Source organism: Burkholderia sp. Ax-1724 (assembly GCF_011752995.1).
GTDB lineage: Bacteria > Pseudomonadota > Gammaproteobacteria > Burkholderiales > Burkholderiaceae > Paraburkholderia.
On sequence record NZ_VWWL01000020.1, the window covers coordinates 1 to 23,065 of the forward strand.

General features: G+C 60.1%; 22 protein-coding genes, 2 tRNA genes and 1 pseudogene. 8 read left to right on the forward strand and 17 right to left on the reverse strand.

Annotated elements, in window-relative coordinates:
* Positions 1–115 (forward strand): annotated as a pseudogene (locus tag F3J19_RS22710) (IS5/IS1182 family transposase); the annotation flags it as partial.
* 408 nt (positions 116–523) lie between these two features.
* Here the strand turns inward: F3J19_RS22710 and F3J19_RS22715 are convergent.
* The 10 genes from F3J19_RS22715 to F3J19_RS22760 form a co-directional block, all read right to left on the reverse strand.
* Positions 524–1,612, reverse strand: a complete 1,089-nt coding sequence (locus tag F3J19_RS22715) for a type VI immunity family protein (RefSeq protein ID WP_167046382.1) — start codon at positions 1,610–1,612, stop codon at positions 524–526.
* 17 nt (positions 1,613–1,629) lie between these two features.
* A complete protein-coding gene (locus F3J19_RS22720; protein ID WP_167046384.1) occupies positions 1,630–2,358 on the reverse strand; it encodes a VRR-NUC domain-containing protein in 729 nt (242 codons plus the stop codon).
* On the reverse strand, positions 2,355–2,888 hold the full coding sequence (locus F3J19_RS22725; protein ID WP_167046387.1) for a PAAR domain-containing protein: 534 nt from the start codon (positions 2,886–2,888) through the stop codon (positions 2,355–2,357). The genes F3J19_RS22720 and F3J19_RS22725 overlap by 4 nt, the downstream gene beginning before the upstream one ends.
* Before the next feature lie 1,046 nt (positions 2,889–3,934).
* The gene (locus tag F3J19_RS22730) at positions 3,935–4,075 is read right to left on the reverse strand and encodes a hypothetical protein (protein WP_167046390.1); all 141 of its coding nucleotides are present in this window, start codon (positions 4,073–4,075) and stop codon (positions 3,935–3,937) included.
* A gap of 404 nt (positions 4,076–4,479) precedes the next feature.
* Positions 4,480–5,526: a GTP-binding protein gene (locus tag F3J19_RS22735; RefSeq protein ID WP_167046393.1), complete on the reverse strand. Its 1,047-nt coding sequence runs from the start codon at positions 5,524–5,526 to the stop codon at positions 4,480–4,482.
* Complete coding sequence (locus F3J19_RS22740; RefSeq protein ID WP_167046396.1) at positions 5,523–5,819, reverse strand: hypothetical protein; 297 nt, start codon at positions 5,817–5,819, stop codon at positions 5,523–5,525. The genes F3J19_RS22735 and F3J19_RS22740 overlap by 4 nt, the downstream gene beginning before the upstream one ends.
* Positions 5,820–5,870: 51 nt before the next feature.
* A complete protein-coding gene (locus tag F3J19_RS22745; RefSeq protein ID WP_167046399.1) occupies positions 5,871–6,758 on the reverse strand; it encodes a polysaccharide deacetylase in 888 nt (295 codons plus the stop codon).
* An 83-nt stretch (positions 6,759–6,841) separates the two neighbouring features.
* Positions 6,842–8,137, reverse strand: a complete 1,296-nt coding sequence (locus F3J19_RS22750; RefSeq protein ID WP_167046401.1) for an MFS transporter — start codon at positions 8,135–8,137, stop codon at positions 6,842–6,844.
* Between the two features lie 99 nt (positions 8,138–8,236).
* Entirely contained in the window at positions 8,237–9,463 is a 1,227-nt protein-coding gene (locus tag F3J19_RS22755) for a GAF domain-containing protein (RefSeq protein ID WP_167046404.1), read from the reverse strand.
* A gap of 175 nt (positions 9,464–9,638) precedes the next feature.
* A complete protein-coding gene (locus F3J19_RS22760; RefSeq protein WP_167046407.1) occupies positions 9,639–10,538 on the reverse strand; it encodes a LysR family transcriptional regulator in 900 nt (299 codons plus the stop codon).
* 118 nt (positions 10,539–10,656) lie between these two features.
* Here F3J19_RS22760 and F3J19_RS22765 point away from each other — a divergent pair, with 118 nt between their 5' ends.
* Together F3J19_RS22765 and F3J19_RS22770 are read left to right on the forward strand one after the other, a co-directional pair.
* Positions 10,657–11,739, forward strand: a complete 1,083-nt coding sequence (locus F3J19_RS22765) for a tartrate dehydrogenase (RefSeq protein ID WP_167046829.1) — start codon at positions 10,657–10,659, stop codon at positions 11,737–11,739.
* A gap of 11 nt (positions 11,740–11,750) precedes the next feature.
* Positions 11,751–13,118 carry an amidase family protein gene (locus tag F3J19_RS22770; protein WP_167046410.1) on the forward strand — a complete coding sequence of 456 codons (1,368 nt, stop codon included), beginning with the start codon at positions 11,751–11,753 and terminating at the stop codon, positions 13,116–13,118.
* Positions 13,119–13,337: 219 nt separating this feature from the next.
* On the opposite strand, the gene F3J19_RS22775 is transcribed toward F3J19_RS22770, so the two are convergent.
* Together F3J19_RS22775 and F3J19_RS22780 are read right to left on the reverse strand one after the other, a co-directional pair.
* Complete coding sequence (locus F3J19_RS22775) at positions 13,338–14,558, reverse strand: integrase arm-type DNA-binding domain-containing protein (RefSeq protein WP_167046414.1); 1,221 nt, start codon at positions 14,556–14,558, stop codon at positions 13,338–13,340.
* Positions 14,559–14,731: 173 nt separating this feature from the next.
* Positions 14,732–14,816, reverse strand: a tRNA-Leu gene (locus tag F3J19_RS22780).
* A 228-nt stretch (positions 14,817–15,044) separates the two neighbouring features.
* Here F3J19_RS22780 and F3J19_RS22785 point away from each other — a divergent pair.
* The 3 genes from F3J19_RS22785 to F3J19_RS22795 all read left to right on the forward strand — a co-directional run bounded on the left by F3J19_RS22785 (position 15,045) and on the right by F3J19_RS22795 (position 17,058).
* Complete coding sequence (locus F3J19_RS22785) at positions 15,045–15,401, forward strand: YkgJ family cysteine cluster protein (RefSeq protein WP_205193168.1); 357 nt, start codon at positions 15,045–15,047, stop codon at positions 15,399–15,401.
* 136 nt (positions 15,402–15,537) lie between these two features.
* On the forward strand, positions 15,538–16,131 hold the full coding sequence (locus F3J19_RS22790) for a DUF1439 domain-containing protein (protein ID WP_167046417.1): 594 nt from the start codon (positions 15,538–15,540) through the stop codon (positions 16,129–16,131).
* Positions 16,132–16,221: 90 nt separating this feature from the next.
* The gene (locus F3J19_RS22795; protein ID WP_167046421.1) at positions 16,222–17,058 is read left to right on the forward strand and encodes an undecaprenyl-diphosphate phosphatase; all 837 of its coding nucleotides are present in this window, start codon (positions 16,222–16,224) and stop codon (positions 17,056–17,058) included.
* A 117-nt stretch (positions 17,059–17,175) separates the two neighbouring features.
* On the opposite strand, the gene trmB is transcribed toward F3J19_RS22795, so the two are convergent.
* The 3 genes from trmB to F3J19_RS22810 all read right to left on the reverse strand — a co-directional run bounded on the left by trmB (position 17,176) and on the right by F3J19_RS22810 (position 19,388).
* The gene (gene trmB / locus F3J19_RS22800; RefSeq protein ID WP_167046424.1) at positions 17,176–17,991 is read right to left on the reverse strand and encodes a tRNA (guanosine(46)-N7)-methyltransferase TrmB; all 816 of its coding nucleotides are present in this window, start codon (positions 17,989–17,991) and stop codon (positions 17,176–17,178) included.
* A gap of 235 nt (positions 17,992–18,226) precedes the next feature.
* Positions 18,227–18,300, reverse strand: a tRNA-Gly gene (locus F3J19_RS22805).
* Positions 18,301–18,479: 179 nt separating this feature from the next.
* The gene (locus F3J19_RS22810) at positions 18,480–19,388 is read right to left on the reverse strand and encodes a restriction endonuclease (RefSeq protein WP_240159168.1); all 909 of its coding nucleotides are present in this window, start codon (positions 19,386–19,388) and stop codon (positions 18,480–18,482) included.
* Between the two features lie 856 nt (positions 19,389–20,244).
* Between F3J19_RS22810 and F3J19_RS22820 the strand changes: the two genes are divergently transcribed.
* Complete coding sequence (locus F3J19_RS22820; RefSeq protein ID WP_167046433.1) at positions 20,245–20,868, forward strand: TetR/AcrR family transcriptional regulator; 624 nt, start codon at positions 20,245–20,247, stop codon at positions 20,866–20,868.
* An 87-nt stretch (positions 20,869–20,955) separates the two neighbouring features.
* Positions 20,956–21,921 carry a DMT family transporter gene (locus F3J19_RS22825; RefSeq protein ID WP_167046436.1) on the forward strand — a complete coding sequence of 322 codons (966 nt, stop codon included), beginning with the start codon at positions 20,956–20,958 and terminating at the stop codon, positions 21,919–21,921.
* On the opposite strand, the gene F3J19_RS22830 is transcribed toward F3J19_RS22825, so the two are convergent.
* Together F3J19_RS22830 and F3J19_RS22835 are read right to left on the reverse strand one after the other, a co-directional pair.
* A complete protein-coding gene (locus tag F3J19_RS22830; protein WP_167046439.1) occupies positions 21,906–22,469 on the reverse strand; it encodes a YggT family protein in 564 nt (187 codons plus the stop codon). The genes F3J19_RS22825 and F3J19_RS22830 overlap by 16 nt on opposite strands.
* Positions 22,470–22,712: 243 nt before the next feature.
* On the reverse strand, positions 22,713–23,033 hold the full coding sequence (locus F3J19_RS22835) for an EthD family reductase (RefSeq protein ID WP_167046442.1): 321 nt from the start codon (positions 23,031–23,033) through the stop codon (positions 22,713–22,715).
* Positions 23,034–23,065: the final 32 nt, after the last annotated feature.

Genomic DNA, 23,065 nt, shown 5'->3' on the forward strand with positions numbered 1-23,065 from the left:
CCGGCGACTGGCACGCGACTACGAACGCCTGCCCGAAACCCTGGCAGGCTTGCATTTCGTCGTCTTCGCTATGCTCATGCTTGTTCATGCCGTGCCCATTATCCAAAGTGCCTAACACGCTCTAGCGACGCATTTGCACACCATACTTGCATTCGTCCATAGACGGCGGACGGCGGGACCAGACCGGGTTCGATCATGGCTTCGATGGCAAACTCAGATTTCGAACCGAATAACATCGATCAATGTCCGTAGTCTAAATGGGGGGCGCTTTGTGATGGATTGGGGTGATTGTCGGCGATCCACATATCGATGTCGAACGGTCACTCCTGGCCGCGAGAGGCCCCACGACCGAGCGAGACAATCGTCGCGCTCGCGCGCCTCATGCAAAAGGCGTAACGCGACCCAACTTGGCCATCCCCATCGCTCTGCCCGATGTCCAATAGCTAACATCCCGCTCGTGCCGCTGCGTGGCGATAGGGTGCCACGCGTGCTCGAAACGCCCCCGCCGCACTGGCTCTTCCCGTTAAATGCCCGGCAGCTTCTGAGTGTCCAGCACTGCGGCCTTCGCGCTTATGAGATCATCGGACTTGACATCGAAACGTCGTAGCCACGCGTCGCTGCTCGGTGCTGTGTTGTACACCGGCGCGTCGCCATTGACGGTTCCGCGTTGCAAACTGCTCACGCTGTCGGTCAGCACGTCGCGCAGCGCGGCGTTGAGCACCACGTACGCGGGAGGCGGGGCGATGGGCTGATCTTCGCCTTGAGGCATTCCGGGTTGCGGAGCAACGCCCGCACGAATCAGCAGCCCTTGGCCGCACGCATCGAGCCGGAACCAGTCGCGAGGCAGTTCAGAGCGCAGCGTCCGAAGACCGCCGACCTGTTCAAGCATCGCGCCGTCAATGAGCGTAAGCCAGTCGACGGTCTTCAGTTTGCTCGACAGCTTGCGGACCTTCATCGCCATCGGATCACCGACATCCACCCCCGGGCCTAGTTGCTTTGCCATGAAGTATTCGCTGCTCTCGTTCTCCGGGCGCCCGGTGGGTGAGAGATTAACGGCTAGTCCCGCGTGCCCGTGCACCGCGTTAAGCAGCACCGCCACTTCCTGGAATAGGTCAACAAACGGTTCGGGGGTGGCGCGTACAAACGGGATGGGCAGCGTGAACACGAGGACGTCGAACCCGCGGGTGCCTAGATCGGCCTGAAACTTTTCCAGGCAGAAGGTCATGAATTCGCAGAACGAAGCCTCACGCGCGGTTTCGCCGCCGAGGTAGATCGCGTCGAATCCTTCGTCGGTGCCGACCTGCCTGGCTAGCGTTGCCAGGCTTGGTGCCTTATCCAATGTCAGCGCTGGCTTTCCGTTGAACCACAGCCAGCGGATCGGCTGGGCGTCCTCTTCGACGGCCTGGCGCGCGACCTTGAGATACGCGTCGAAAGCTTGGGCAATCGCCTGGCGCTTGTCGGTTGTGTAGCCGTCCTTGAAATACAGGCACGCACGCACGGTTAGTGCTGCGCCGACGCCATTGTGCGGGTGCTTCGGTTCGAACACCGCATAAGGAAGGGTGCCTGCCCGCTTCGGGTCCCGCGCCCATTCTTCAAAATCGTTGCTGCTCATTGTCTTTCGCTCGTTGATCAGGGTACAGGGAACGGCACAGGGGGAGGAGGCATTCCGCCTGGTGTGCCATGCACGTAGCCGTTCAGGCCTTGGCTGAAGAGCTTGCCGATCTGCGACGCAAAGGACCGTGCCGATGATGTCTCGGAGTCTTCCTGCGACTTGTCGTCTGAGCATCCGCAGTCGCCCGGCCCCATGGTCGCTACCTTGCCCGGGTCACCTGCGATTTCCTCGTACGCGGCCTGCTGTTTGAGGTCAATTGCGTCTGGCGGAAACTTCAACTCCACCACGTTCTTCAGATTGTCCTGTGTCGGTGGCAACGATGGGTCATTGACGATTACCGCATCCGGTCGGCGGATGTTCCCGACTCCTGGAGTGTAGCCCGACAGGCCGCCTGGCCAATACTTCTGGATCCACCCGGGGAGCCAATCATGTGCCTTAGTGATGACCGCGCTGTCCATAATCGGTGCCGGTGGATCTTGAGTCATATCGTAGTTGACCTCGGGCTTGTACGGGCTCTGATGGTCGACCGCCGAATCCATTGCTCTCAGCCGCCCGCTCACGCATTGCTGCTTTAGCCGCTGGCCGCTGATGCCGATAGAGGGCGTGGCGTTGCACTTGCAGATCGCGGAGCAGAGGAATTGGCGATCCTTCGGATCTAGGGAGTTCGGGCGCAACCGAACAGTGTTCGTGGTTCCTGCGCCTGGTCCTGTGGACCCAATGCCGGACTCTTGTGCGTAATCGGTCATGCGCCGCTCGATCCGCCAGGATGCTCGAAGGTCAGCGACGATGACGTGTGGTCCTCAAGCCAGTCGGTGTAGCCGTTCGCATCTGTTCTCCCCGTGACCGCTTGCCCCGTCGATGATGTAACGGTGTACGGATGGTTAGGGATCGCTTGGCCGGTGCTATCGTCAAGGACCTGGAAGCGTCCCCGGTGCGTACCGTCCTGGTTAGTAGCGGTTTCGGGCATGATGTTGCGACCGGCACCCGCCGCGCCTCCCTGTCCACCGGTTGGTGCCGCAGTAGCGACAGCCTGCGTTGCAATAAGAGAGGCGCCGCAGGCCGTCTTGTCTCCTTCGGACGCGACGGGGCGGCCCCCGAAGGTCATCCCCAACGGTTTGACGGTCACGATCGGAAAGACTCCGCCGCACTTTGGGCAAGACACCATATCGCCGAGGAGGGCGAGCGGCTTTCCATGAACGATATTGGTCGACGTGCAAGCTAGAACCTTGCCGCCATGCGAGGTCGTATCTCCCTCGCGGATGAACGCAAAACCCATTTTGCATACCTTCCCGGCGATTTGTCTGTGGAATGTAGCATGGCGAGTTTTCTCGCGGCCAACGTATCGACGTTGCCGATTGTCCGAGTGGGGCGAACGAACTCCCTTCTGGCGGTACGTAGTTTGAGAGGGGCAATTTCCTTTGCCATACAGTAACGTCCTTTGTCACCGAGATCGACATGCGTTCGCATCAGGCGACGGAATCAACGGCCTCTCCCGGCGCCATCAACGTTAGTGGGTAGATGTCGCCATATGCATGGCGCCCAAAACCGGCGGTAGCCTTTCCTGCGATTCCTTGTTTTATATCGTTTCTGATGTTCTTGCGTAAACGCTTTTGGTTAGGTTGGCCGGATATGTCTGCACCGGGGAGTTCAGCTGTTCGCGAGTCGCGCCACATAGTCTGCGAGACAAATGGATCGAGTCTGCACGCGGTACGGAACGATTCTGCGCGATGGTCCGGTCGTGTCGGATAACTGACTGTCGGGAGTCTGCGAGGCTGGCTGACCCAGTTCGTCAATTTCATGTCCTGAATCCGTGAGATGGGCGCTGTTCCATCAGCCCTTCATGTTCGCGGAATCAGTGCCGTCGTTTTGGAGATATACGGGCGACCGGTTGCGAGTCAGTCGAATACGAAAGATAGTCCGTGAGTGCATCACGTACATCCGGCCGGTCTGGATATAGATCTTTGATATGTCTCGTGTCGGTGCGGTCGCGGTGGCTGTCTGCGGGACGTCCAGTCAGGATCGTTGTTCATGCACGACAGCTCAAAAATATTCCTTCTATTCCGGTTCGATCTGCCGGGTTCTGTACTGTTCCGGTGAAGTAGCTTCGCCCGGAAAACTGGTATTGACAGGTCTTTCCCATGTGAGGAGGATGAGATGCTGGGAGTGATCTGGAGTGAGTCATGCCGATTGCGAAGAGCTATACGCGGGCACAGTGGGATGAATTGATCCACTCTATCGAGTCGTTACCGGTCAAACCGGAGGCCGAGTAGCGCATCCCGATTACCGATGCAATGAAAGAGATGCGGGCGTTGATCGGTGCTGTCAGAAAGAAGGGTTATACGCTGGAAGGCATTGTTGAACATGCAAGGGGAAAGACGGCGAGTTCAGCGTGGGTTTTGTCAGGTACGGCACGGTTACGATGGACTGCTCGTTGTCGAAGTGGGTTTCGATCTGGGTTTGCATGATTGACTCCCGAAAATTCAAAAAAAGTCCTGGCCGTAGTGTTGCCCGAATCTGCCAGGACAAGACTTGGCCGGGAGTCCTCACAGGAAGGGGGGAATGAAACCGCGAGTCATGCCCGCTGGTGCTTACGCCTTCATCTGGCGCATTGCGTCAGCGAGAATCCAAAGCGCGCGGTTGCCCGTGCGACCTTGGGAGCTGGGGGCGGGACAGGGCAGGAAACCGGGTGGCAGGCAGATATCAGGGCGCGAGTTCGGTGGGAAGAACCGCGAAGCTTTGGTTGTTCCACTTTTTTGTTCACAAGGCCGTGAATAACATCCAGGGTAAGAGTGCAAGTAATTGCGGGACGTTGTATTAGCGTACCGTTCACGAGTTTCTCCATAATCTCTATGCTCGGCGACATATCGCTAACCAAGGCGCTCCATGAAGCGCTCAAACGAGTCGGAAAGCTTGGCACAATCGAGGTCTTCAACAATAAACACGATGACCGACACGCGTGGCACGTTTTGGGAGGGATCGAGGTGGATAACGGGATGGACCAGATGATGGACAGCGTGAATCGCGGCGGGACTATCGAATCCCCGCATCCACACTACGCCTTTTACGCGCAGGATTCGGCTGCCGTGCCGGTTCAACAGCAGTGTTAGCCAAAGCGTAAACGGAACCCAATCGAGCGGCTTGTCGAAGGTCAGGCAACACGATTCGACGTGCGTTGCAGACAGTTCTTCCCGATGCATCAGTGTCCCCCGGGAGCGGCCACCGAGCGTGTTTGCATTGGCCGAAACACGCACAGATTCGCCGACGCGCCGGATCAGATCGTCGCTGCTTGCCGGATTGGTCAATAATGCGAGCAAGTCGGTTGGATTCGTCGCAGCGTCGCGAATTACTATGTCGGCGGCCGGGTTGCGCGACGCGAGCGTATCGCGCAGTACTTGCAATTCGCGAGGGCCGGCGAGATCGGCTTTGCTGACGAGTATCCGATCGGCCGCGATGACCTGCGCCAGCCACTCTGGATGCCGGTCACGCTGATCCGCAAAGTTGACGGCGTCGACCACCGTTACCGTAGCATGAAGCACGTAGTGTTTGCTCACGAACGGATCGGACAGCAGCGTGGCGATGATCGGTGTAGGCATTGCCAGTCCACTTGTCTCGATGACAAGCCGCGAAAAAGGCGCGATTTCGCCACGCGCTCGCCTCGAAAACAGATCGACGAGACTGTCCTTCAATTCGCCGCGTACCGCGCAGCACAAGCACCCCTGGTCGAGCAGCACCGTACGCGTATCGACCGTGCCGACGAGCATCTGGTCGAGCCCGACCGAGCCGAACTCGTTGACCAGCACTGCTGTGTCGCGCGCAACCTCGCCCGTTAGCACATCCGAGAGCAGTGTCGATTTCCCGCTGCCGAGAAAACCCGTGACTATCGTGACGGGAATCACATCGTAGGCTGTGCTCATAGTGGCTCACTCCCGTCGAACAGCGTTAGCGGATCGAGAGGCTTTCCGAGCATGCGTTCCGCCGTGTGCCACACTTGCGCGAAGTCATTGACGATCTCGGAGGCACCTGTCGGCGACGTCAGCACGAACGATTGGCCGTGGAAGTCGTCGAGCCGCAGCCGGAACAGCACGAGAATCCGGTTTGCCAGTGCCGTCTGCAGATAGCGCTGGCGCCGCACGCCACCCTCGTCATGCGGCAGCGTCGCATTCGACCAATGACTGCCGCCACCGAACAATCCGCACGCACCGCACATACTAGCGCTCCATCGTTAGCGCGAGGTCAAGACCGGCTGCATTGCGCATATTCATGCAGTCTGCTGACGGGGAAAGCGCCGCAGAAAATCGTCGGCGATTTCGTCGCACGTACAGAAGCGCACGCCCTCATGGCCTTTGAAGTGCGCAATGAGCCGTTCGAGCATCAATAGCACCTGCGGACGGCCCGATACGTCCGGGTGGATCGTAATGGGGAATACAGCGTACTCATGCTCGCGATAGACCCAGTCGAACTGGTCACGCCACATCGATTCGATGTCGCGCGGATTGACGAAGCCATGGCTGTTCGGCGACTTCTTGATGAACATCATCGGCGGGAGGTCGTCGAGATACCAGTTGGCGGGAATCTCGACCAGATTGGTTTCATGGCCGCGCACGAGCGGTTTCATCCACGTGTCCGGATGCTTGCTGTAGTCGATTTTGGTCCACGAGTCACCGACGCGCACGTAGTACGGGTGGAAGTCGTTGTGCATCAGACTGTGGTCGTATTTGATGCCACGCTCGAGCAGCAACTCGTTCGTGATCGGACTGAACTCCCACCAGGGCGCGACGTAACCGGTCGGCGCGCGACCAGCCAGCGCCGTTACCAGTTCGATACTCCTGTCGAGCACGGCTTCTTCCTGCTCGCGGGTCATCGCGATCGGGTTCTCGTGGCTATAGCCGTGGATACCGATTTCATGTCCGGCCTGGGCGACAGCCTTCATCTGCTCAGGAAATGTTTCGATCGAATGGCCCGGTATGAACCATGTCGATTTGATGTTCTCGCGCTCGAATAACTTCAGGATGCGCATGGAACCGACTTCCCCGGCAAAGAGGCCGCGGGAAATGTCGTCGGGCGAATCCTCTCCGCCATACGAGCCGAGCCAGCCGGCAACCGCATCGACATCGACACCGAAAGCTACGAGTATTTCCTTGCTCATTTTCCCTTGCTCTCCTTCAATGGACACATTGGCCGCACAGCAACGAACGACGTGGTTCGTCGCGTGTGCCGCAGTTGCTTGAATCAGACCGGAATCTTATTGCCGAAATCGATACATATTGAGCAAAGCAGCAACCCGACTCCGGCACCCGCGAATACCATCATCGCAAGAAAATACGAACCTGTCAGTTGCACGATTATGCCGACGGCGAGTGGTACCAGCACACCTCCGATGTTGCCGCCAAGGTTCATCAGTCCGCCGAGCAGACCGACCTTGTCGCGTGTGCCGATCAGCGACGGGATGCTCCAGTAAAGCCCGGTCCAGCGCTGGAAAAACAGCGTGATCGACAGCAGCACGACGGTCAGCACCGGTCCCGTCGAATAGGCGACGGAAAACACCGCTGCGGTCACGATAATCGCAGCGAAGCCGAGCAGGGTTCGCATCACCTTGTTCGGGGAGCCTCCCGCGGTCTTCCACTTGTCGGACAGGAATCCACCTACCAGTTCGCCAACGAAGCCCGAGCCGAAGATGATGAAACTGGCGCCTCCCATCTGCTGGATATTAAATCCATGCACCTTGCTGAGGTAATTCGGCATCCATGTCAGCAAGCCGTAAAACACGATGTTCGCGCACATATAGCCTGCGCACATCAGCCATACCGAGCGGTACTTGAACAGATCGAGCCGTCTGCCGCTGACTTCCGTTGGCTCTTCTGCCGCCTCGATTTCATGGGCCCGCTCGATGTAAAGTGCCTCGGCCTCGTTGACGCCGGGGTGTTCGCGCGGATCGTTGCGAATGAAATACCATGCGAAGAGGCCCGCCAGCACGGTGCCCACGCCGGCGATCGCGAATGCAATTCGCCACGAGCCGAATGCACCGATCAGCGAGGCGATCAGTAGTGCACCGAGCGCGGCACCAAGCGGTGCGCCACCATCAAGTAGCGTTGCACCGCGGCCCCGTTCGTGCCGCGTCATCCAGATCCGGTTCAATTTGCCGCCGGACGGATAAATCGGCGCTTCGGCAGCACCAAGCCCGAAGCGAGTCAGGAGCAGCGTGGTGCCGTTGGTGCACAGGCCGGCAATCGCCTGACATGCCCCCCAACAGACAGCGGCGACGGTGATCACGATCCGCGGCTTGAAGCGGTCGGCAAGCATGCCGCCCGGCACCTGCATAAGCGCGTAAGTCCAGAAGAACGAACTGAACAGGAGACCCTGGATCGCAGGGTCGATGTCGAAATCTTTCGAAATCAACGGCATCGCCACAGACAGTGACGCGCGATCGATGTAGTTGATCGCGACCAGTACCAGCAGTACGAAGAATATCTTCCATCGTACCGCTGTCTTGCCTTGATCTGTAATCGTCTTGGTCGACGTACTCATGAACTTCATCTCCATGGTTATATTATTTGGAGTACATAATGAATGATGCAGATTCCTTTCACCGGTGGCCGTTCGTACGACGGCCACCTTCGGTTCGCCTCAGGATCCGAAGCTTGCCCAGCCGCTCTTTTGCAGCACGCTTTGTACCTGTTGCGCGGCCGATTCGAGCGCGGCGACGTCGGTGTCGCGCCATTGGCGTGTGCTGCCGACGTTGTGGACCGAGATCCAGCCCATCGTATTGCCGTCTTTGGACTGCATACCGATCAGCATTTGTGCTTTTACGCCGTAGATGTCCATCAGCGCCTGAGGCGGCTTGAATTCAGCATTGGCGCAGTCGTCCTGGACCAGCGGCTTGTGATTTCTCTCGAGCCATTGAACCGTGGCAAGGCTGCGCTGATTCAGCGAAGAGTTCAGCTTCAGTGGAGGAATGCCCTTTGCGACCGACTCCGCGCAAACGGTGTCCACATGGCAGTTGTGCGCGGGAACGTCAATGCGTAACGTCGTGCGGCTAGCGCCAGTCGCTTCGCGCAGCGACGCCATGACAGGTTCGAGCTGTGCGAGAACCGGATCGTCTCTCAACAACTTGCCCCAGCCATGCAAGGGCGTGTCGATCGACGTCATCTGCAGTGCCTTCCACAGCGTGACGGCGATGCTGTCGAAGATCGGCTTGCCCAGTTCCGCTTCCATTTCATCGACCACGACCGTGGCCGGCAAATTCGTACAGGCTACGACGATACATTCCGCGTCCGGAGAATCCGCATCGCGCAGCAGTTGCCTGATACGGTCGAACGGCACATTGCCGATCACTACGTTCTCCGTCAGTTCGAGACGCGCGGTTTTGACAGCCTTGATCCCTTCTTTTCCGTAAGTTTCGACGATCTTGTTCGTCGGTTCTTCGACGTAGGGGACAGCGAGGCCATAGTGCTTGATGCCGTAGTGCCTGAAGGCTTCCAGTTGTGCGAGAGACGTCGTCGAGGCCGGGATGCCGGTGGCGTGCTGGATTTGTTCGACGATTTCCTGATCTGCCTCAAGGCCCTTGCCTGTCCAGCTGCCCGAGGTGCCGTTCCACAGAATGGCGTCCAGTTTCGCGTGGCCGAGCAGCGCGGCCGATTCGACCATGGTGTCCGTCTTGAATTGACCGATATCGTCGTTTCCGAGCGTGAGAGATCTTACCGGGACGCGGCTATAGTGTGTCGAGACCCTATTGCTGATCTGTCCGGTCATTGCCGCTGTCACCGGCTCGAGCGCCGAATTCGACGACGGGGTCAGAAAACCGATTTTCTTCAGTTCGGAAAGTCTTGCTAATTGCTTGATCGTGTTGCTCACGGCATGTCTCCCTGTTTGAATGCTAATGATTATAGTGATCACGACTCGCAACGTAATCGTTGATCTGTGAAACGAGAGAACACGCTCCGTAGACAATTACCGCATTCGAACACGCCGTCCTATATGAATTGGGCCGTACATGCGGCCGCCATCGGTGGTTGTAGGCCGTCGAGGCTCACACATTCGACGCCAGCCATTTCTGAAGAAACTCCACGCACACGCGCACTTTCGCCGACGTGGAAAGACGCGATGGATACACCGCCCAGACGTTCGCATCCTGATGGTAATCGGGCAGCACACGTTTCAGCTCGCCACTTTTGAGGCTGGGCCCGACGTCCCACATCGAGCGCAGGATGATGCCGTGGCCGTCCATGGCCCATCGATGCGCGATCTCGCCGTTGTTCGCCGAAAGCGGGCCGCCGATACGCACCGATTCGACACCGTGAGGCCCGTCCAGACGCCAACGGCCGAATTCCAGGTCACGTTCGCGGATGACGATGCATTTGTGTGACGCAAGATCGGGCAGCGTGTTCGGCGTTCCGGCTTTATCGAGGTAAGCAGGAGACGCGCAAAGCACGCGAACGTTCTGCGCGATCATGCGTGCAATCAGACTCTTCTCGTGTACGGCACTAATGCGGATATCGAGGTCGAATCCCTCGCGAATGATGTCGACCGGTCTATCGAGAAGCTCCAACTGGAATTCGATTTCCGGATATTGCTGCGCCATTGCCGAAATTGCCCGCGACACATGATTGCGTCCGAATCCCGAACTCGTGCAGATACGCAGGAAGCCGCGCGGCGAGACCTTGGCGAGCGAAATCGCCTCGACCATCTGTTCTGCGTCTTCGAGAAGCCTGTGAGCCCATAGGTAGACGATGTGCCCGCTCTCGGTGAGCGACACTTTTCTCGTTGTTCGGTGTAGCAACCTGACGTTGAGGAGTTTCTCGAGAACGGCAATCCTTTTACTGATCAATGCTCGGGAAACCCCTAACTCAAGTGCGGATGCGGCGAAACTTTCCTTACGTACCACCATGCAGAAAAGACGCAAATCGTCTAACAAAGGAAGATTGTCCACTTTTCGTAATCGATGGAGTCACACTGACGATGATTGTATCGCCGACTGTGCGCGCTATTATTGGGTTTCTTTCGGGATCGATCGAACCCGGCCAATCACATCACAACTCAAGCCTTCGATGAAAACTCACAAGATCGCAGTTATTGCCGGCGACGGCATTGGAAAAGAGGTCATGCCCGAAGGGCTGCGCGTGCTCGAGGCAGCGGCGCGGCGATTCGGTATCGGACTGGAATTCGAGGTCTTCGATTGGGCCAGCTGCGACTACTATGCCAAGCATGGCGAAATGATGCCGAGTGACTGGGCGCAGCAGTTGATGCAGTGCGAAGCCATATTCTTTGGTGCGGTCGGATGGCCGGCGGTGGTACCGGATCATATTTCGCTATGGGGCTCGCTGCTCAAATTCCGCCGCGATTTTTCCCAGTACGTCAATCTGCGGCCGGTGCGTTTGATGCCCGGTGTGCCGAGTCCTCTGGCGGGCCGTAAGCCGGGTGAAATCGATTTTTATGTGGTGCGCGAAAACACCGAGGGCGAGTACTCGTCGATCGGCGGCCGTATGTTCGAGGGCACAGAGCGAGAATTCGCCGTGCAGGAAACGGTATTTACGCGTCACGGTGTCGACCGCATTCTGGATTACGCGTTCAAGCTCGCGCAGAGTCGCCCGAAGAAACACCTGACCGCCGCGACCAAGTCGAACGGCATCTCGATTACGATGCCGTACTGGGATGAGCGCGTCGAGGAAATCGCGAAGCGGTATCCGGAGGTTCGCTGGGACAAGTATCACATCGATATTCTTTGCGCACGCTTCGTGCTGAGTCCTGATCGATTCGACGTGGTTGTTGCGTCGAATCTGTTCGGCGACATCCTGTCGGACCTCGGGCCGGCTTGCGCGGGGACCATCGGTATCGCGCCGTCCGCGAATCTGAATCCGGAGCGTCAGTTTCCTTCGCTGTTCGAACCGGTTCACGGGTCAGCGCCGGATATCTATGGCAAGAATATCGCCAATCCGATTGCGATGATCTGGTCCGGCGCGATGATGCTGGACTTCCTCGGCGACAGCCAGGGTGTCTACCGCGAAGCACACGATGCGATCGTCAAGGCGATCGAAACCGTGCTGGTCGAGGGGCCGTGCACGCCGGACCTTGCAGGCAACGCCAGTACGACCGAGGTCGGTATGGCCATCGCAGCGGCACTCGAAGCATGACGTCGGCGCCGATGCCCGACCGACCGCAGACTGCTGCGGCACTGGGGCGCTTGCTCCGCCAGGGCGCGCTCGATGCGCGAGAGTTGACCGAACGCGTCATCGAACGTATCGAACAGGCGGCGCATCCGGCCGTCTTCACGTCGGTCTGTTTCGAGCGCGCGCGGCACGAAGCGGCGCAAAGCGCCGCAAGATACCGGAGCGGCAGTCCGCGCGGTCCGCTCGACGGTGTGCCGGTTGCGTGGAAGGATCTCATCGACGTCGCAGGACTCGTGACCACCGCCGGCTCGAATATTTACCGACATGCCGCGCCGGCTGTCGAGGACGCGCCGATGGTCCGGCATCTCGCTGCCGCGGGCATGGTCACGATCGGCAAGACGAATCTGTCCGAGTTCGCTTATTCGGCGCTCGGTCTCAACCCGCATTTCGGTACGCCACCGAATCCGCGCTCGATTGACGTACCGCGTGTGCCGGGCGGTTCGTCTTCGGGTTCCGCTGTCGCAGTTGCCGACGGGCTGGTGCCGGTCGCGATCGGTACTGATACGGGCGGCTCCGTGCGAACGCCCGCTGCCTTTAACGGTCTCGTCGGCTTCAAGGCATCCGAAGGCTGGATCGATACGCGACAGGTCTTCCCGCTGTCGAAGACGCTCGACACGATCGGCGTGTTCGCCCACGACGTGACCGACTGCTATCTGCTCGATCTTGCGTTGCGCGGCGAACGCATCGTCTCGCCCGAGCCCGATCCGATTGACGTCTCGTCGCTGACGCTGGTGGTTGCGGAGAATGCAATTCTCGACGACCTCGAACCCGCGGTGCGGCGCAACTTCATCGCTTCATTGGAACGGGCAAAGGATGCTGGCGCGACCGTGCGCTGGCAGCACGTGCCCGAATTGACCGGCATCCGGGAGCTGATTGCGCGGCACGGGAACATTGCCAGCATCGAAGCATATCGCTCGCATCAGGCGCTGCTGGAGGGGCCTTCCTGCACGCAGATTGATCCTACGGTATATGCGCGGATCATGAAGGCGAAGGATGCCCGTCAGGACGACCTCGATGCATTGCTGCACGGCCGCCTGGCATTGCGACGCTCGTTATGGGCGAGCCTCGGCAACGCGTTGCTCGTCATGCCCACTGTGCCGCACGTCGCGCCACCGATCGAACCGTTGGCGGCGAACGATGATCTGTTCGCACAGGTCAATCTGAAGACGATCTGCAATACCATTCTGGGCAGTATGTTGAACACCTGCGGGTTGGCGTTGCCGAACGGGTTGGGGGAGGCGGGGCTGCCAACCAGCTTTCTGTTGTGCGCGCCTGCTTCGCATGAGTCACGATTGTTGCGTGCAGGAGGCGCGCTGGAGAAAGTTATCGCGGACCAGACCTGATTGCTGAGCGGAGTGGGGGTGTCAGAATTTCCGTGTTCAAGGCGGGGTTGAGATTCACACGGACGGCCGAACCAGATCCGCCATCGGCATGCCCAGTTCACCTGGCCTGAGCGCCGCCACGATCTGCTCCACCGAGTATTGCTTGCGCTTCATCGCCAACCACCCGTGTCATGGGGAAAATTGCTCCGAAACACTAACACTCATTTGTGTCCAGGATTTCTAGAGCAGATCACCAATACGAATGACCTCCGCACCCAAACGGAGCCGATCCAGATAGTCGGCCCATTTCTGCATCATTGCCCGGCGCTCTTTGACGAACTTTGTGCGGTTATAGGCTGTGCCAAGGTTGTCCGGCACTGCGTGCGCGAGCTGATGTTCGATCACTTCTGGTTTCTGATCGAGCTCTTCATGCAGGATCGTGCGCGCCATCGCACGAAAGCCATGTCCGGTGATCTCCGTGCGCGTGTCGTAGCCGAGTCTGCGCAGTGCTGCATTGATCGTGGCCTCGCTCATTGGCCGCTTGCGATCGCGCGCGCCAGGGAAGACATAGCTGCCGGCACTGGTGAGTGCGTGCAGTTCGCGCAGAATGGCGATCGACTGCCTGGAAAGCGGCACCAGATGCTCAGTTTCAGTCTTGGTGACGAGGTAGCGCCATTCGCCCTTGTCCAGATCGATTTGAGACCATTCGGCCTTGCGAAGCTCGCCAGGCCGGACAAACAGTAGCGGCGCAAGTTTGAGTGCGCAGAGGACAGGGAAGGTGCCGGAGAATCCGTCGAAGGCGCGCAGCATCTCGCCGACCTTGGTTGGCTCAGTGATCGAAGCGAAGTGGGTTGTTTGTGCCGGTGGAATGGCGCCGACCAGATCCCGAGCGGGGTCGGCCTTGCAATGTCCTTCCTTGATGCCGTACCGGAATACCCGGCTGATTTCACTGCGCACACGATGGGCGGTGAAGCGAGCGCCACGGCTGTCTACGCGCTTCAGTACGGCCAGAATATCCGGTGCATCGATGTCAGTGATCGGACGCTTGCCAAGCCACGGGAACACGTCGTTTTCCATACGGGCGAGAGTCTTGACGTGCTGGGCCGGCTCGACGCTGCTCTTGCGCTCGTCCATCCAGCCCCGCGCGACCGCCTCGAAGGAGTTGGCTGCTGCCAGTCTGGCAGCGCGTTTCTCAAGGCGCTTGACATTGCTTGGGTCCAATCCCGCCGTCAGCTTTTCGCGGGCCTCGTCTCGCTTTTTTCGCGCTGCCGCGAGCGACACGTCCGGATAGACGCCGAGAGCGAGCGTCTTGTCCTTGCCGGCAAACCGGAAGTTCATTCGCCAGTATTTCGCGCCGGACTTGTCGAGCTGGAGATACATGCGACCGCTGTCCGCGAGGCGATTGCCGGTTCCCTCGGGGTTGTAGCGAGCGTTCCTAACCTGCACATCGGTGAGCGACATGGTGGTATCTCCCGCTGGGAAAACCCAGAAACAAGCCAGATACCACCAAAAATACCACCAGATACCACCGGCTGTCACTGAATCAAGTCGGATCGCCGAAGAATAAAAAACCCCGCAAGACCTTGATCTAGCGGGGTTTCCCGGAATTCTTCAGCTCTCGCCGGAACAGCTTCTGGTGCCCAGGGCCGGAATCGAACCGGCACGCCTTGCGGCGGGGGATTTTGAGTCCCCTGCGTCTACCAATTTCACCACCTGGGCAGATTCTGCAGCGCGCGTAGCGGAATGACCGCGCGTGAGGAAGACGTAGATTATGGCCGAAAATCGTCCGACGAGCAAGCCAGTTGCTTTCGCTCGCCGCGTAGCGTCGGCATCGGCTCAAGCCCACTCAGACCCCGCGCGAAAATGCAAAAAAGGCCGCACGGGATTGCGATGGCACAATGCGGGTCTGGTAATGCGTTGCCGGTTTTCGAGTTCAGGAATGACGTGATGGAAGGTTTGAATAGCGCCGGGTCGGCGAGTGTCGGAGCGAGCGATACCGCGACGCGCGAATCTCCGTTTCGGGTGGCCGGGCACGCGTGCCGTCCCGATTGCGGCGCGTGCTGTATCGCGCCGTCGATTTCGAGTCCGATTCCGGGGATGCCGAACGGCAAGCCCGCGGGCGTGCGCTGCGTGCAGCTCGGCGACGATCTGCGTTGCGCGATTTTCGGCCAGCCCGAGCGGCCCGCGTGCTGCTCGGGTCTGCAGCCGCAGCTCGAAATGTGCGGCGCGAATCGCGACGCAGCGCTCGCATGGCTGACCCGGCTCGAAGCGCTGACCGGGCCGCAGGCGCTGTCCGCTTCGTAGCGGTGGCGCGCTTCGTTCGACCCGCTGCTCGCTTCCGCTATTCACTTCGATACTCAATCAAGAAACCAGGAAACCGCGTTCATCGCATCCGCCCACCCAAGCCGACGGCCCGCCAGCCTTCCCCAGGAGATTTCGCATGACCCGACTCGCAGCGCCCACCCGGCGCCGCTTTCTGCGCGCGGCGCTGACCGGCTGCGGCGCGCTTGGCATCACCGTGTCGCTCGCGGCCTGCGCGAGCCCGACGTTTCCGTTCATCCCGTCGCACTACACGTTCTCGCAGCAGCAGGTGCAGGAAGCGGTGCAGCGCAAGTTCCCGTATCAGCGCACGGTGTCGCAGGTGTTCGACGTCGCGCTGAGCAACCCGGTGGTGGGCATGCTGCCCGATGCGAACCGCGTCTCGGTGAAGCTCGATGCGCGCTTTGCGAGCCCGTTCCTGCAACAGCCGGTGGACGGCGTGTTCACGCTGTCGAGCGAACTCGCGTACGACCCGGCGAGCCGCTCGGTGATCCTCAAATCGCCGAGCGTCGATAACGTCAGCGTGAACGGCCAGGCACAGGCCTATACGCAGCAGATCAACGCCGCGGCCGCACTGCTCGCGACGCAGCTGCTGACCAACTATCCGATCTACACCTTCAAGCCCGAGCAGCTGCAATTTGCCGGCGTCCACTACGAACCCGGTACAATCACAATCCTTACAAACGGCATACGCGTGCAGATCGTCGAAAAATGACATGCACGCGCGGCCGGTGGGGCCGCGCGTGCCGAGGATGACCTGCGGGCCCCGATCGTTGCGACAACCTACCGCGATAAAGGGGCACGGATGGACTGGCTACTGGCTTGCAAGGCGCTGATTCTCGGCGTCGTCGAGGGTTTGACGGAGTTTCTGCCGGTGTCGAGCACCGGGCATCTGATTGTCGTCGGCAGCCTGCTCGACTTCTCCGACGACCACGCCAAAACCTTCGACGTCGTGATCCAGCTCGGCGCGATTCTCGCCGTGTGCTGGGAGTTTCGGCGGCGCATCGGCAGCGTGATCGTGGGCTTGCCGGGCAAGCCCGAGGCGCGTCGCTTCACGCTGAACGTGATCATTGCGACGATTCCGGCGATCGTGCTCGGCCTGCTGTTCGAGAAGTCGATCAAGGCGGCGCTGTTTTCGCCGGTGCCGGTCGCGTTCGCGCTCGTCGCGGGCGGCGTCGTGATCCTGTGGGCGGAGGCGCGCCAGCGTGCGCGCGGCGAAGCGGCGGTGCGGGTGCGCAGCATCGACGATCTGAGCGCGCTCGATGCGCTCAAGGTCGGTCTCGCACAGTGCTTCGCCTTGATCCCGGGCACCTCGCGCTCGGGCTCGACGATCATCGGCGGCATGCTGTTCGGTCTGGAGCGCCGCGTCGCCACCGAGTTCTCGTTCTTTCTCGCGATTCCGATCATCTTCGGCGCGACCGCCTACGAGCTGTACAAGGACTGGCACCTGCTCACCACCGACGCGCTCGGCAGCTTCGCGCTCGGCTTCGTGGCCGCCTTCGTGAGCGCGTTTATCTGCGTGCGCTGGCTGTTGCGTTACGTCGCGTCGCACGACTTCACGGTGTTCGCGTGGTATAGGATCGGCTTCGGTTTGCTGATTCTGCTGATCGGTTATAGCGGCGGGTTGGGCTGGGGGGATTGAGGGTTATCGCCCGCGGTTTGCGATTTCGCTTTATCCGGCGCTTGCGCCATGTAAAAAAGGTCCGCGTATGCGGACCTTTTTGCGTTGCCGGCGGCGAATGACCGTCGCGCGTTTGCTTTACGCCGCGCCGCGCTTGCGGAACACGAGATCCCACACGCCGTGGCCGAGCCGCAAACCGCGCCGCTCGAACTTCGTCACCGGACGATAGTCGGGCCGCGGCGCATAACCGTCGGTGGTGTTATCGAGCAGCGGCTCGGCGCCGAGTACTTCGAGCATCTGCTCGGCGTAGTTCTGCCAGTCGGTCGCGCAATGCAGATACGCGCCCGGCTTCAGGCGCGACACGAGCAGCGCGACGAACTTCGGCTGGATCAGCCGGCGCTTGTGATGGCGCGCCTTGTGCCACGGGTCCGGGAAGAAGATATGCACACCGTCGAGGCTGTCCGGCGCGATCATCTGTTCGAGCACTTCGACCGCGTCGTGCTGGATGATGCGGATGTTCGCGAGCGACTGCTCGCTCATCAGCTTCAGCAAGGCACCGACGCCGGGCTCGTGGACTTCGACGCCGAGGAAATCGTCGCCGGGACGTTGCGCCGCGATTTCCGCGGTGGTCGCGCCCATGCCGAAGCCGATCTCAAGTACGCGCGGCGCCGCGCGGCCGAACACGCTGCTCCAGTCGGGCTGCTGCGGCGAGAAGGGCACAACGAAGCGCGGGCCGAACTCGTCGAGCGCGCGGCGCTGACCGGTCGAGACGCGCCCCGCGCGCGTGACGAAGCTGCGGATGCGGCGGCGATGCAGTGCTTCTTCCGGGCTCGCGCCTTCCGTGTCGTGTGCGTCGTCGAGCGTGTTGTCGGCGCTATCCGCATGGGACGTGTGGTTGCCGCTGGGCGCCGGGAGTTCGTCCGGCAGGCCGGAGTCGTTGGGATCGTGGATCATCGTCGATGTGCTGCAAGGGTGAGGGCCTGACGGCCTGCGTGGCGAGCCGTGCGCTGTTTGCCGCCAATGCGCGCCGCGCGGTGCGGCCAAGCGCGGATCCGGCATATGCAGCGCGCTGCGGCTTGCGGGATGGCCAGCGATGCTGGCGGCGCGCTTCGTCCGCCATGTCACTACAAAAAAGCCGCCTTCAGGGAGGCGGCTCTTGCTGGATTCCGCTGAATGTTCAGCCGGAAAGTGGAGCGGGCGATGGGAATCGAACCCACGGCTCTAGCTTGGGAAGCTAGGGTATTACCATTATACGACGCCCGCAGAATGCGCGATTTTACAGGGATTTTGGTGGTTTGGGCAGGGGTGTCGCTTGGGCGCTGGCGTGGAGACGGTCACTGCTCGGCGTGCTCATGCTGTCATTGCTTGTGATTTTGCTGGCTTTGGTTTTCGATCGCCGAGCATTGTGGCTTCATGGGGGGATTGAACGGGGCCTTCTGCGTTCAGATCGAATCGCCCTCGAAATAGTCCGTATCGATTTTCTTGATCTCGTAGGTGCTGGCGGTCGACACTCCCACGCCATGATCGGCCATGAGCTTCACCAGCAGAGCGCCATCCACGAGGATGATTTTCGATGTAATAACGCTTGCGTAATCACGGGCTTCACGGCTGAAGTTCGACGTGGTGAGAAATACCCCTTTATTGGCTCGCTGGCCTTGCAGGGCGCCTGCGAATTTCTGGATTTCGGGGCGTCCAACCGTGCTGTCCCAGCGCTTGGCCTGCACGTAAATCACATCGAGGCCGAGCTTGTCTTCCTTGATGGTTCCGTCGATGCCCCCGTCACCGCTCTGACCAAGAACGCTTCCCGCGTCTTGGCGCGAACCGCCGTACCCCATTGCTACCAGAAGATCGATGACCAGACGCTCAAAGAACGCGGGCGTCGCGTTCCTGATCTGGTCGAGCAGTTCCGCCTCAAGATTGGATCGCAACTGCTGATACGCCTGAGCAAACAATTCCTCCGGCGTGGTCTCAGCCGGGGTAGGCGCGTCCTGAACCAGCGGGTCGGTACTCGGCTCATTCTGGGTTGAGTCAACTCGCTTCTGTCGAAAGGCGACAAACTCCGGGAATTGATTCAGCAACGGGATGTCGATCCTCGCAGGCTGCTGTGCGAGCATTTCGAGTCCGCGAGGTGTGATCCTGAAATAACCACGCCTCGGCAATTCAAGCAGTCCGGCTTGTTTCAGGTAGGTGCGTGCCCAACCCGCGCGGTTGTCGAACACAGGGAATGTGCCGCTAGGAAGCATTTTGTTCCGCTCGTCGTCAGTCAATCCAAACGCAATTGCCAGCATTTCGGTGGCGTCACGTAGTCGGTGCTCTTTCTGATCGGCAGCTAGCTTTAGCAGCGGCAGCATGAGTTCCTGAAACCCGGGAATAGGCATGGCGGTAACGATTCATTGATTGGTAATCGATGAATCATAACAAGGGGCAGGTTCAGGTGTGTCGAGTAATCTTTGCCGGCCTCTTCGCACGAAGCGTGTCCGTTGAGTACCGGTCGAGCTGTTGTGCGAAACGGGTATCGCTGCAGCCTTTTCACACGGCGTTGGCCGTCATATTTGTTGACTCGCTTCGTCGGGTTCGATGCCTGTTCTGGCTCGTGACTCTTCTCGATCTGATACTCACTGCGTCCACGCCGACGCAAGGCGGGCATGATCTCGCCGACGTCCTCGCCGGAGTCGTTCTTTCCGTTTTGACCATCATGTCCATTACCGTCGCGACTCGCTGGGGCCGGTCATGCAATGCAATGTGCTCACGCGAATCGCGCGGCATGTCACTTATGTAAACCGCGCTGGCTTCGATAGCCTCACCGAGTGACGTAAAAAAGCCTGGCCATCCTGAGGGTTCCGTGACTGCCTCGTATAGCAGGTGAACGATTTCTTCGTACCGCTCGGTCGATAGATCCATCTGAAACCCCGTTGCTTCTGGTTGTTCGATACGGCGTATTGCTCAAGCACTGCTTTGGCCTCGATGACGTCGCGCGTCATTGCTTACGATCTGATTTCGTCGTGGTGAATTTCTTATTTCGTGCCGACCGCCACAACTGAATGAATAGCGGTGTCGCGTTGCCGCGATCGTCCGCGCCTGGACGGGATTCAACACTACAACGATTTCACGTCACTGACCATCGACCCGATTCGCAAATTGACTGAAGCAATGCAGGAAATTTTTTGGACGTTGATTTTGAGACTGAATAGTCCTATTATCGTTTGCATGAATCGATCTGATACTCATCGTCCTCACCGTGCCGCCGAACGCGGACGGCCACGAGAATTCGACGTCGACCACGCGGTCGACGCGGCGGCGCGCGTATTCTGGGAGCAGGGCTATCACGCGACTCCTGTCGACGTGCTGTGCGAGGCGACCGGCGTTTTTCGAGGCAGCCTGTATAGAACGTTCGGCGACAAGCATGGCTTGCTGGTCGCGGCATTCGATCGTTATGCGGACGGCGCGGTTGCGCGACTGAAGGAAAAGTTGGCTGCGGACACGCCGCCACGCGAGGCACTTCGCGAAGCGCTCCTGCATTACACCCGGGTGAGCGCGAATCTCTCGGAGCGGCACGGCTGCTTCATTACCAACGCCGTAATCGAACTTCTGCCGGGCGACCACGTTCTGCGTCCGCATATCGAAGCGACGTTGCAGCGCATCGCCACACAGTTCAGTCTCGCGATAGCGCGGGGCCAGCAGGCAGGTCAATTTGACCGGCATCTCGACGCCGAGGAAGTCGGCCGCTTTCTACTTTGCATCGTGCAAGGAATACGCGTGCTCGGCAAAGTCGACATGAACGAGGTCGCGCTCGCCTCGATCGTGGATATGGCATTGCGCGCATTGACGTAAAGCATTCCCAGGTACGTTAGTTAGCCGGTGGCCTACCGCGCAAACGGTTGCCGCCGAAGTCTCTGTCTATTTTGAGAACGATCGTTCATGAATACATCGACTGCTTCGGCTTCCGCTGCGCCTTCTGCCCGATACTGGAAAGGCGTGGCCGCGTGCCTCGTCGCGACCATTCTGATTGGCGTGATGTTTCCCGTCATGACCGATGCGCTGCGTCGCATCGACCCTTTTACGTTTACTTCGCTCCGCTACCTGATCGCAGGCGTGGCCCTCGCGTTACTGCTGTTGTACCGCGAGGGCCCGGTTGCGTTTCGTGCGGACGGCGAGTCGTTGCCGATTGCCTGGCTGCTCGGGTCGGTCGGCTTTTGCGGCTTTGGTTCGTTTGTCTTTCTCGGGCAGCAACTCAGCGGTGAGCAGGGCGCCCTCAACGCGTCGATCATGATGGCGACGCAGCCCATGATGGGTTTGCTCGTCAATGCGCTGGTGCGCAGGTCCGCGCCCCCGCTGCCGTCACTGGTCTGTGTCGTTATCTCGTTCACCGGTGTCGCACTGGTCATCACGCGCGGCGACCTGAGGGCGGCGTTGCTCGAGCCGCAGCACTACGCGGCAAGCGGTCTGATCGTGCTGGGTGCGCTTTGCTGGGTGATCTACACCTTCGGTTCCGCGTACTTCACCCGCTGGTCGGCGCTCAAGTACACGACGATCACGACGTGGCTCGGCCTGAGCACGATCGTCGGCGTCAACGTGCTGCTCGTCGTGACGCGCGTCGTCAGCGCGCCCACGTTCGCGGCACTACGGGCGGTCACGCCGCATCTGATTTACATGGGGCCGATTGCGGGCTTTGTGGCAATCCTGTGCTGGATCTCCGGCAACCGAACCCTCGGGCCGATGAACGGCGTGCTGTTCATGGACGTGGTGCCGGTGACCACCTTCGTGGTGTCGGCACTCGCGGGCGTCGTGCCGAACAAAGCACAGGTGTTGGGCGCGGCACTGACGGCGTCGGCGCTGGTTCTCAACAACCTTTATCTGCGGCAGCGAGCTCAGATCACGAAATAGGTCAGTTGCACCGCCGCCCGCGTGACCACCATCTGCAGTACCTGCACGATCACGAACAGCAGGATCGGCGACAGATCGATGCCGCCGAGTTGCGGCAGCACGCGGCGCAGCGGATTCAGAAACGGCGCGGTCAGCTGATACAGGATCGGCATCGCGGGCGAACGCGGATTGAGCCACGACAGCAGCGCCATCAGGATCGTCATCCAGATGATCAGATTCAGCGCCCATTTGATCGCGGTCAGCACGGCGACGATCAGCAGCGTCGGCACGAGCGCGCGCGGGTCCGCGCCGGTCAGAACGACCATCAGCACGACGTAGAGGATCGCCGCGATCAGCGTTGCTACGACGCTTGCCCAGTCGATGTTGCGCGTGCTCGGCAGAATGTGCCGCAGCGGCAGCACGATCCAGTTGGTGGCTTGCATCACGGCGTTCGACACCGGGTTGTAGGGCGGCAGGCGCACGACCTGCAACCACGCGCGCAACAGCAGCGCCGCGCCGAATAGCGTGAAGACGGTATTGAGCAGAAAACGGGCGATATCGCCAAACATCTTGTGTCCTTATGCTTCTGATGACGGCCGCCGACCGGCCGCGGGCTACCGGCGTCGCCCGATCGGAGCGCGCCGGCGGTTGATCTGGAATTGCACGCGTCTTTCTTGCGAAACGGCGCGTCGTACAGCGTTTGTTGCGAATGGCCGCGCGAGCCGGGCATGTGGTGCGTCGCGCGATGTTGCCCTGCGTCACGCGGAGGCGGCCTCATTGCGCGCCGCCGCTTCCCCGCTGTCTGCGCGACATCACACGGAAACCCGCACCTCGCTGATCAGGATCGTGCCGTTGCCGCCGTCGGTGTAGTTGGGGATGTCCGCCAGCAACGGCTCGGACGCGGGCTTGAATACGTTATAGAAGTCCTCCGCGCTGTCGAACAGGAAGTGACCGGCCGCCACGTACGGCGGCGGCGTTCCGGGCGGCCCGGCGTTGAGGCCCGCGTCGACCGACCAGCCTTTGAGCGCCGCCCCGAACAGCTTCGCCGCGAGCGGCATGTGCGTGGCGCAGTAATAGTCCATGTCGAAGCGGCCGTTTTCCCGATACGGGTAGAGGATGCTGACCTTGATCATTGTGCGTTCTCGTCTGTTGATCCCGAAGCGCG

Bases quoted from the DNA above. Each gene is read 5' to 3' on its own strand.
- F3J19_RS22715 (WP_167046382.1), bottom strand. From the start codon at position 1,612: ATGAGCAGCAACGATTTTGAAGAATGGGCGCGGGACCCGAAGCGGGCA.
- F3J19_RS22720 (WP_167046384.1), bottom strand. From the start codon at position 2,358: ATGACCGATTACGCACAAGAGTCCGGCATTGGGTCCACAGGACCAGGC.
- F3J19_RS22725 (WP_167046387.1), bottom strand. From the start codon at position 2,888: ATGGGTTTTGCGTTCATCCGCGAGGGAGATACGACCTCGCATGGCGGC.
- F3J19_RS22730 (WP_167046390.1), bottom strand. From the start codon at position 4,075: ATGCAAACCCAGATCGAAACCCACTTCGACAACGAGCAGTCCATCGTA.
- F3J19_RS22735 (WP_167046393.1), bottom strand. From the start codon at position 5,526: ATGAGCACAGCCTACGATGTGATTCCCGTCACGATAGTCACGGGTTTT.
- F3J19_RS22740 (WP_167046396.1), bottom strand. From the start codon at position 5,819: ATGTGCGGTGCGTGCGGATTGTTCGGTGGCGGCAGTCATTGGTCGAAT.
- F3J19_RS22745 (WP_167046399.1), bottom strand. From the start codon at position 6,758: ATGAGCAAGGAAATACTCGTAGCTTTCGGTGTCGATGTCGATGCGGTT.
- F3J19_RS22750 (WP_167046401.1), bottom strand. From the start codon at position 8,137: ATGAGTACGTCGACCAAGACGATTACAGATCAAGGCAAGACAGCGGTA.
- F3J19_RS22765 (WP_167046829.1), top strand. From the start codon at position 10,657: ATGAAAACTCACAAGATCGCAGTTATTGCCGGCGACGGCATTGGAAAA.
- F3J19_RS22770 (WP_167046410.1), top strand. From the start codon at position 11,751: ATGCCCGACCGACCGCAGACTGCTGCGGCACTGGGGCGCTTGCTCCGC.
- F3J19_RS22775 (WP_167046414.1), bottom strand. From the start codon at position 14,558: ATGTCGCTCACCGATGTGCAGGTTAGGAACGCTCGCTACAACCCCGAG.
- F3J19_RS22785 (WP_205193168.1), top strand. From the start codon at position 15,045: ATGGAAGGTTTGAATAGCGCCGGGTCGGCGAGTGTCGGAGCGAGCGAT.
- F3J19_RS22790 (WP_167046417.1), top strand. From the start codon at position 15,538: ATGACCCGACTCGCAGCGCCCACCCGGCGCCGCTTTCTGCGCGCGGCG.
- F3J19_RS22795 (WP_167046421.1), top strand. From the start codon at position 16,222: ATGGACTGGCTACTGGCTTGCAAGGCGCTGATTCTCGGCGTCGTCGAG.
- trmB (WP_167046424.1), bottom strand. From the start codon at position 17,991: ATGATCCACGATCCCAACGACTCCGGCCTGCCGGACGAACTCCCGGCG.
- F3J19_RS22810 (WP_240159168.1), bottom strand. From the start codon at position 19,388: ATGCTGCCGCTGCTAAAGCTAGCTGCCGATCAGAAAGAGCACCGACTA.
- F3J19_RS22820 (WP_167046433.1), top strand. From the start codon at position 20,245: ATGAATCGATCTGATACTCATCGTCCTCACCGTGCCGCCGAACGCGGA.
- F3J19_RS22825 (WP_167046436.1), top strand. From the start codon at position 20,956: ATGAATACATCGACTGCTTCGGCTTCCGCTGCGCCTTCTGCCCGATAC.
- F3J19_RS22830 (WP_167046439.1), bottom strand. From the start codon at position 22,469: ATGTTTGGCGATATCGCCCGTTTTCTGCTCAATACCGTCTTCACGCTA.
- F3J19_RS22835 (WP_167046442.1), bottom strand. From the start codon at position 23,033: ATGATCAAGGTCAGCATCCTCTACCCGTATCGGGAAAACGGCCGCTTC.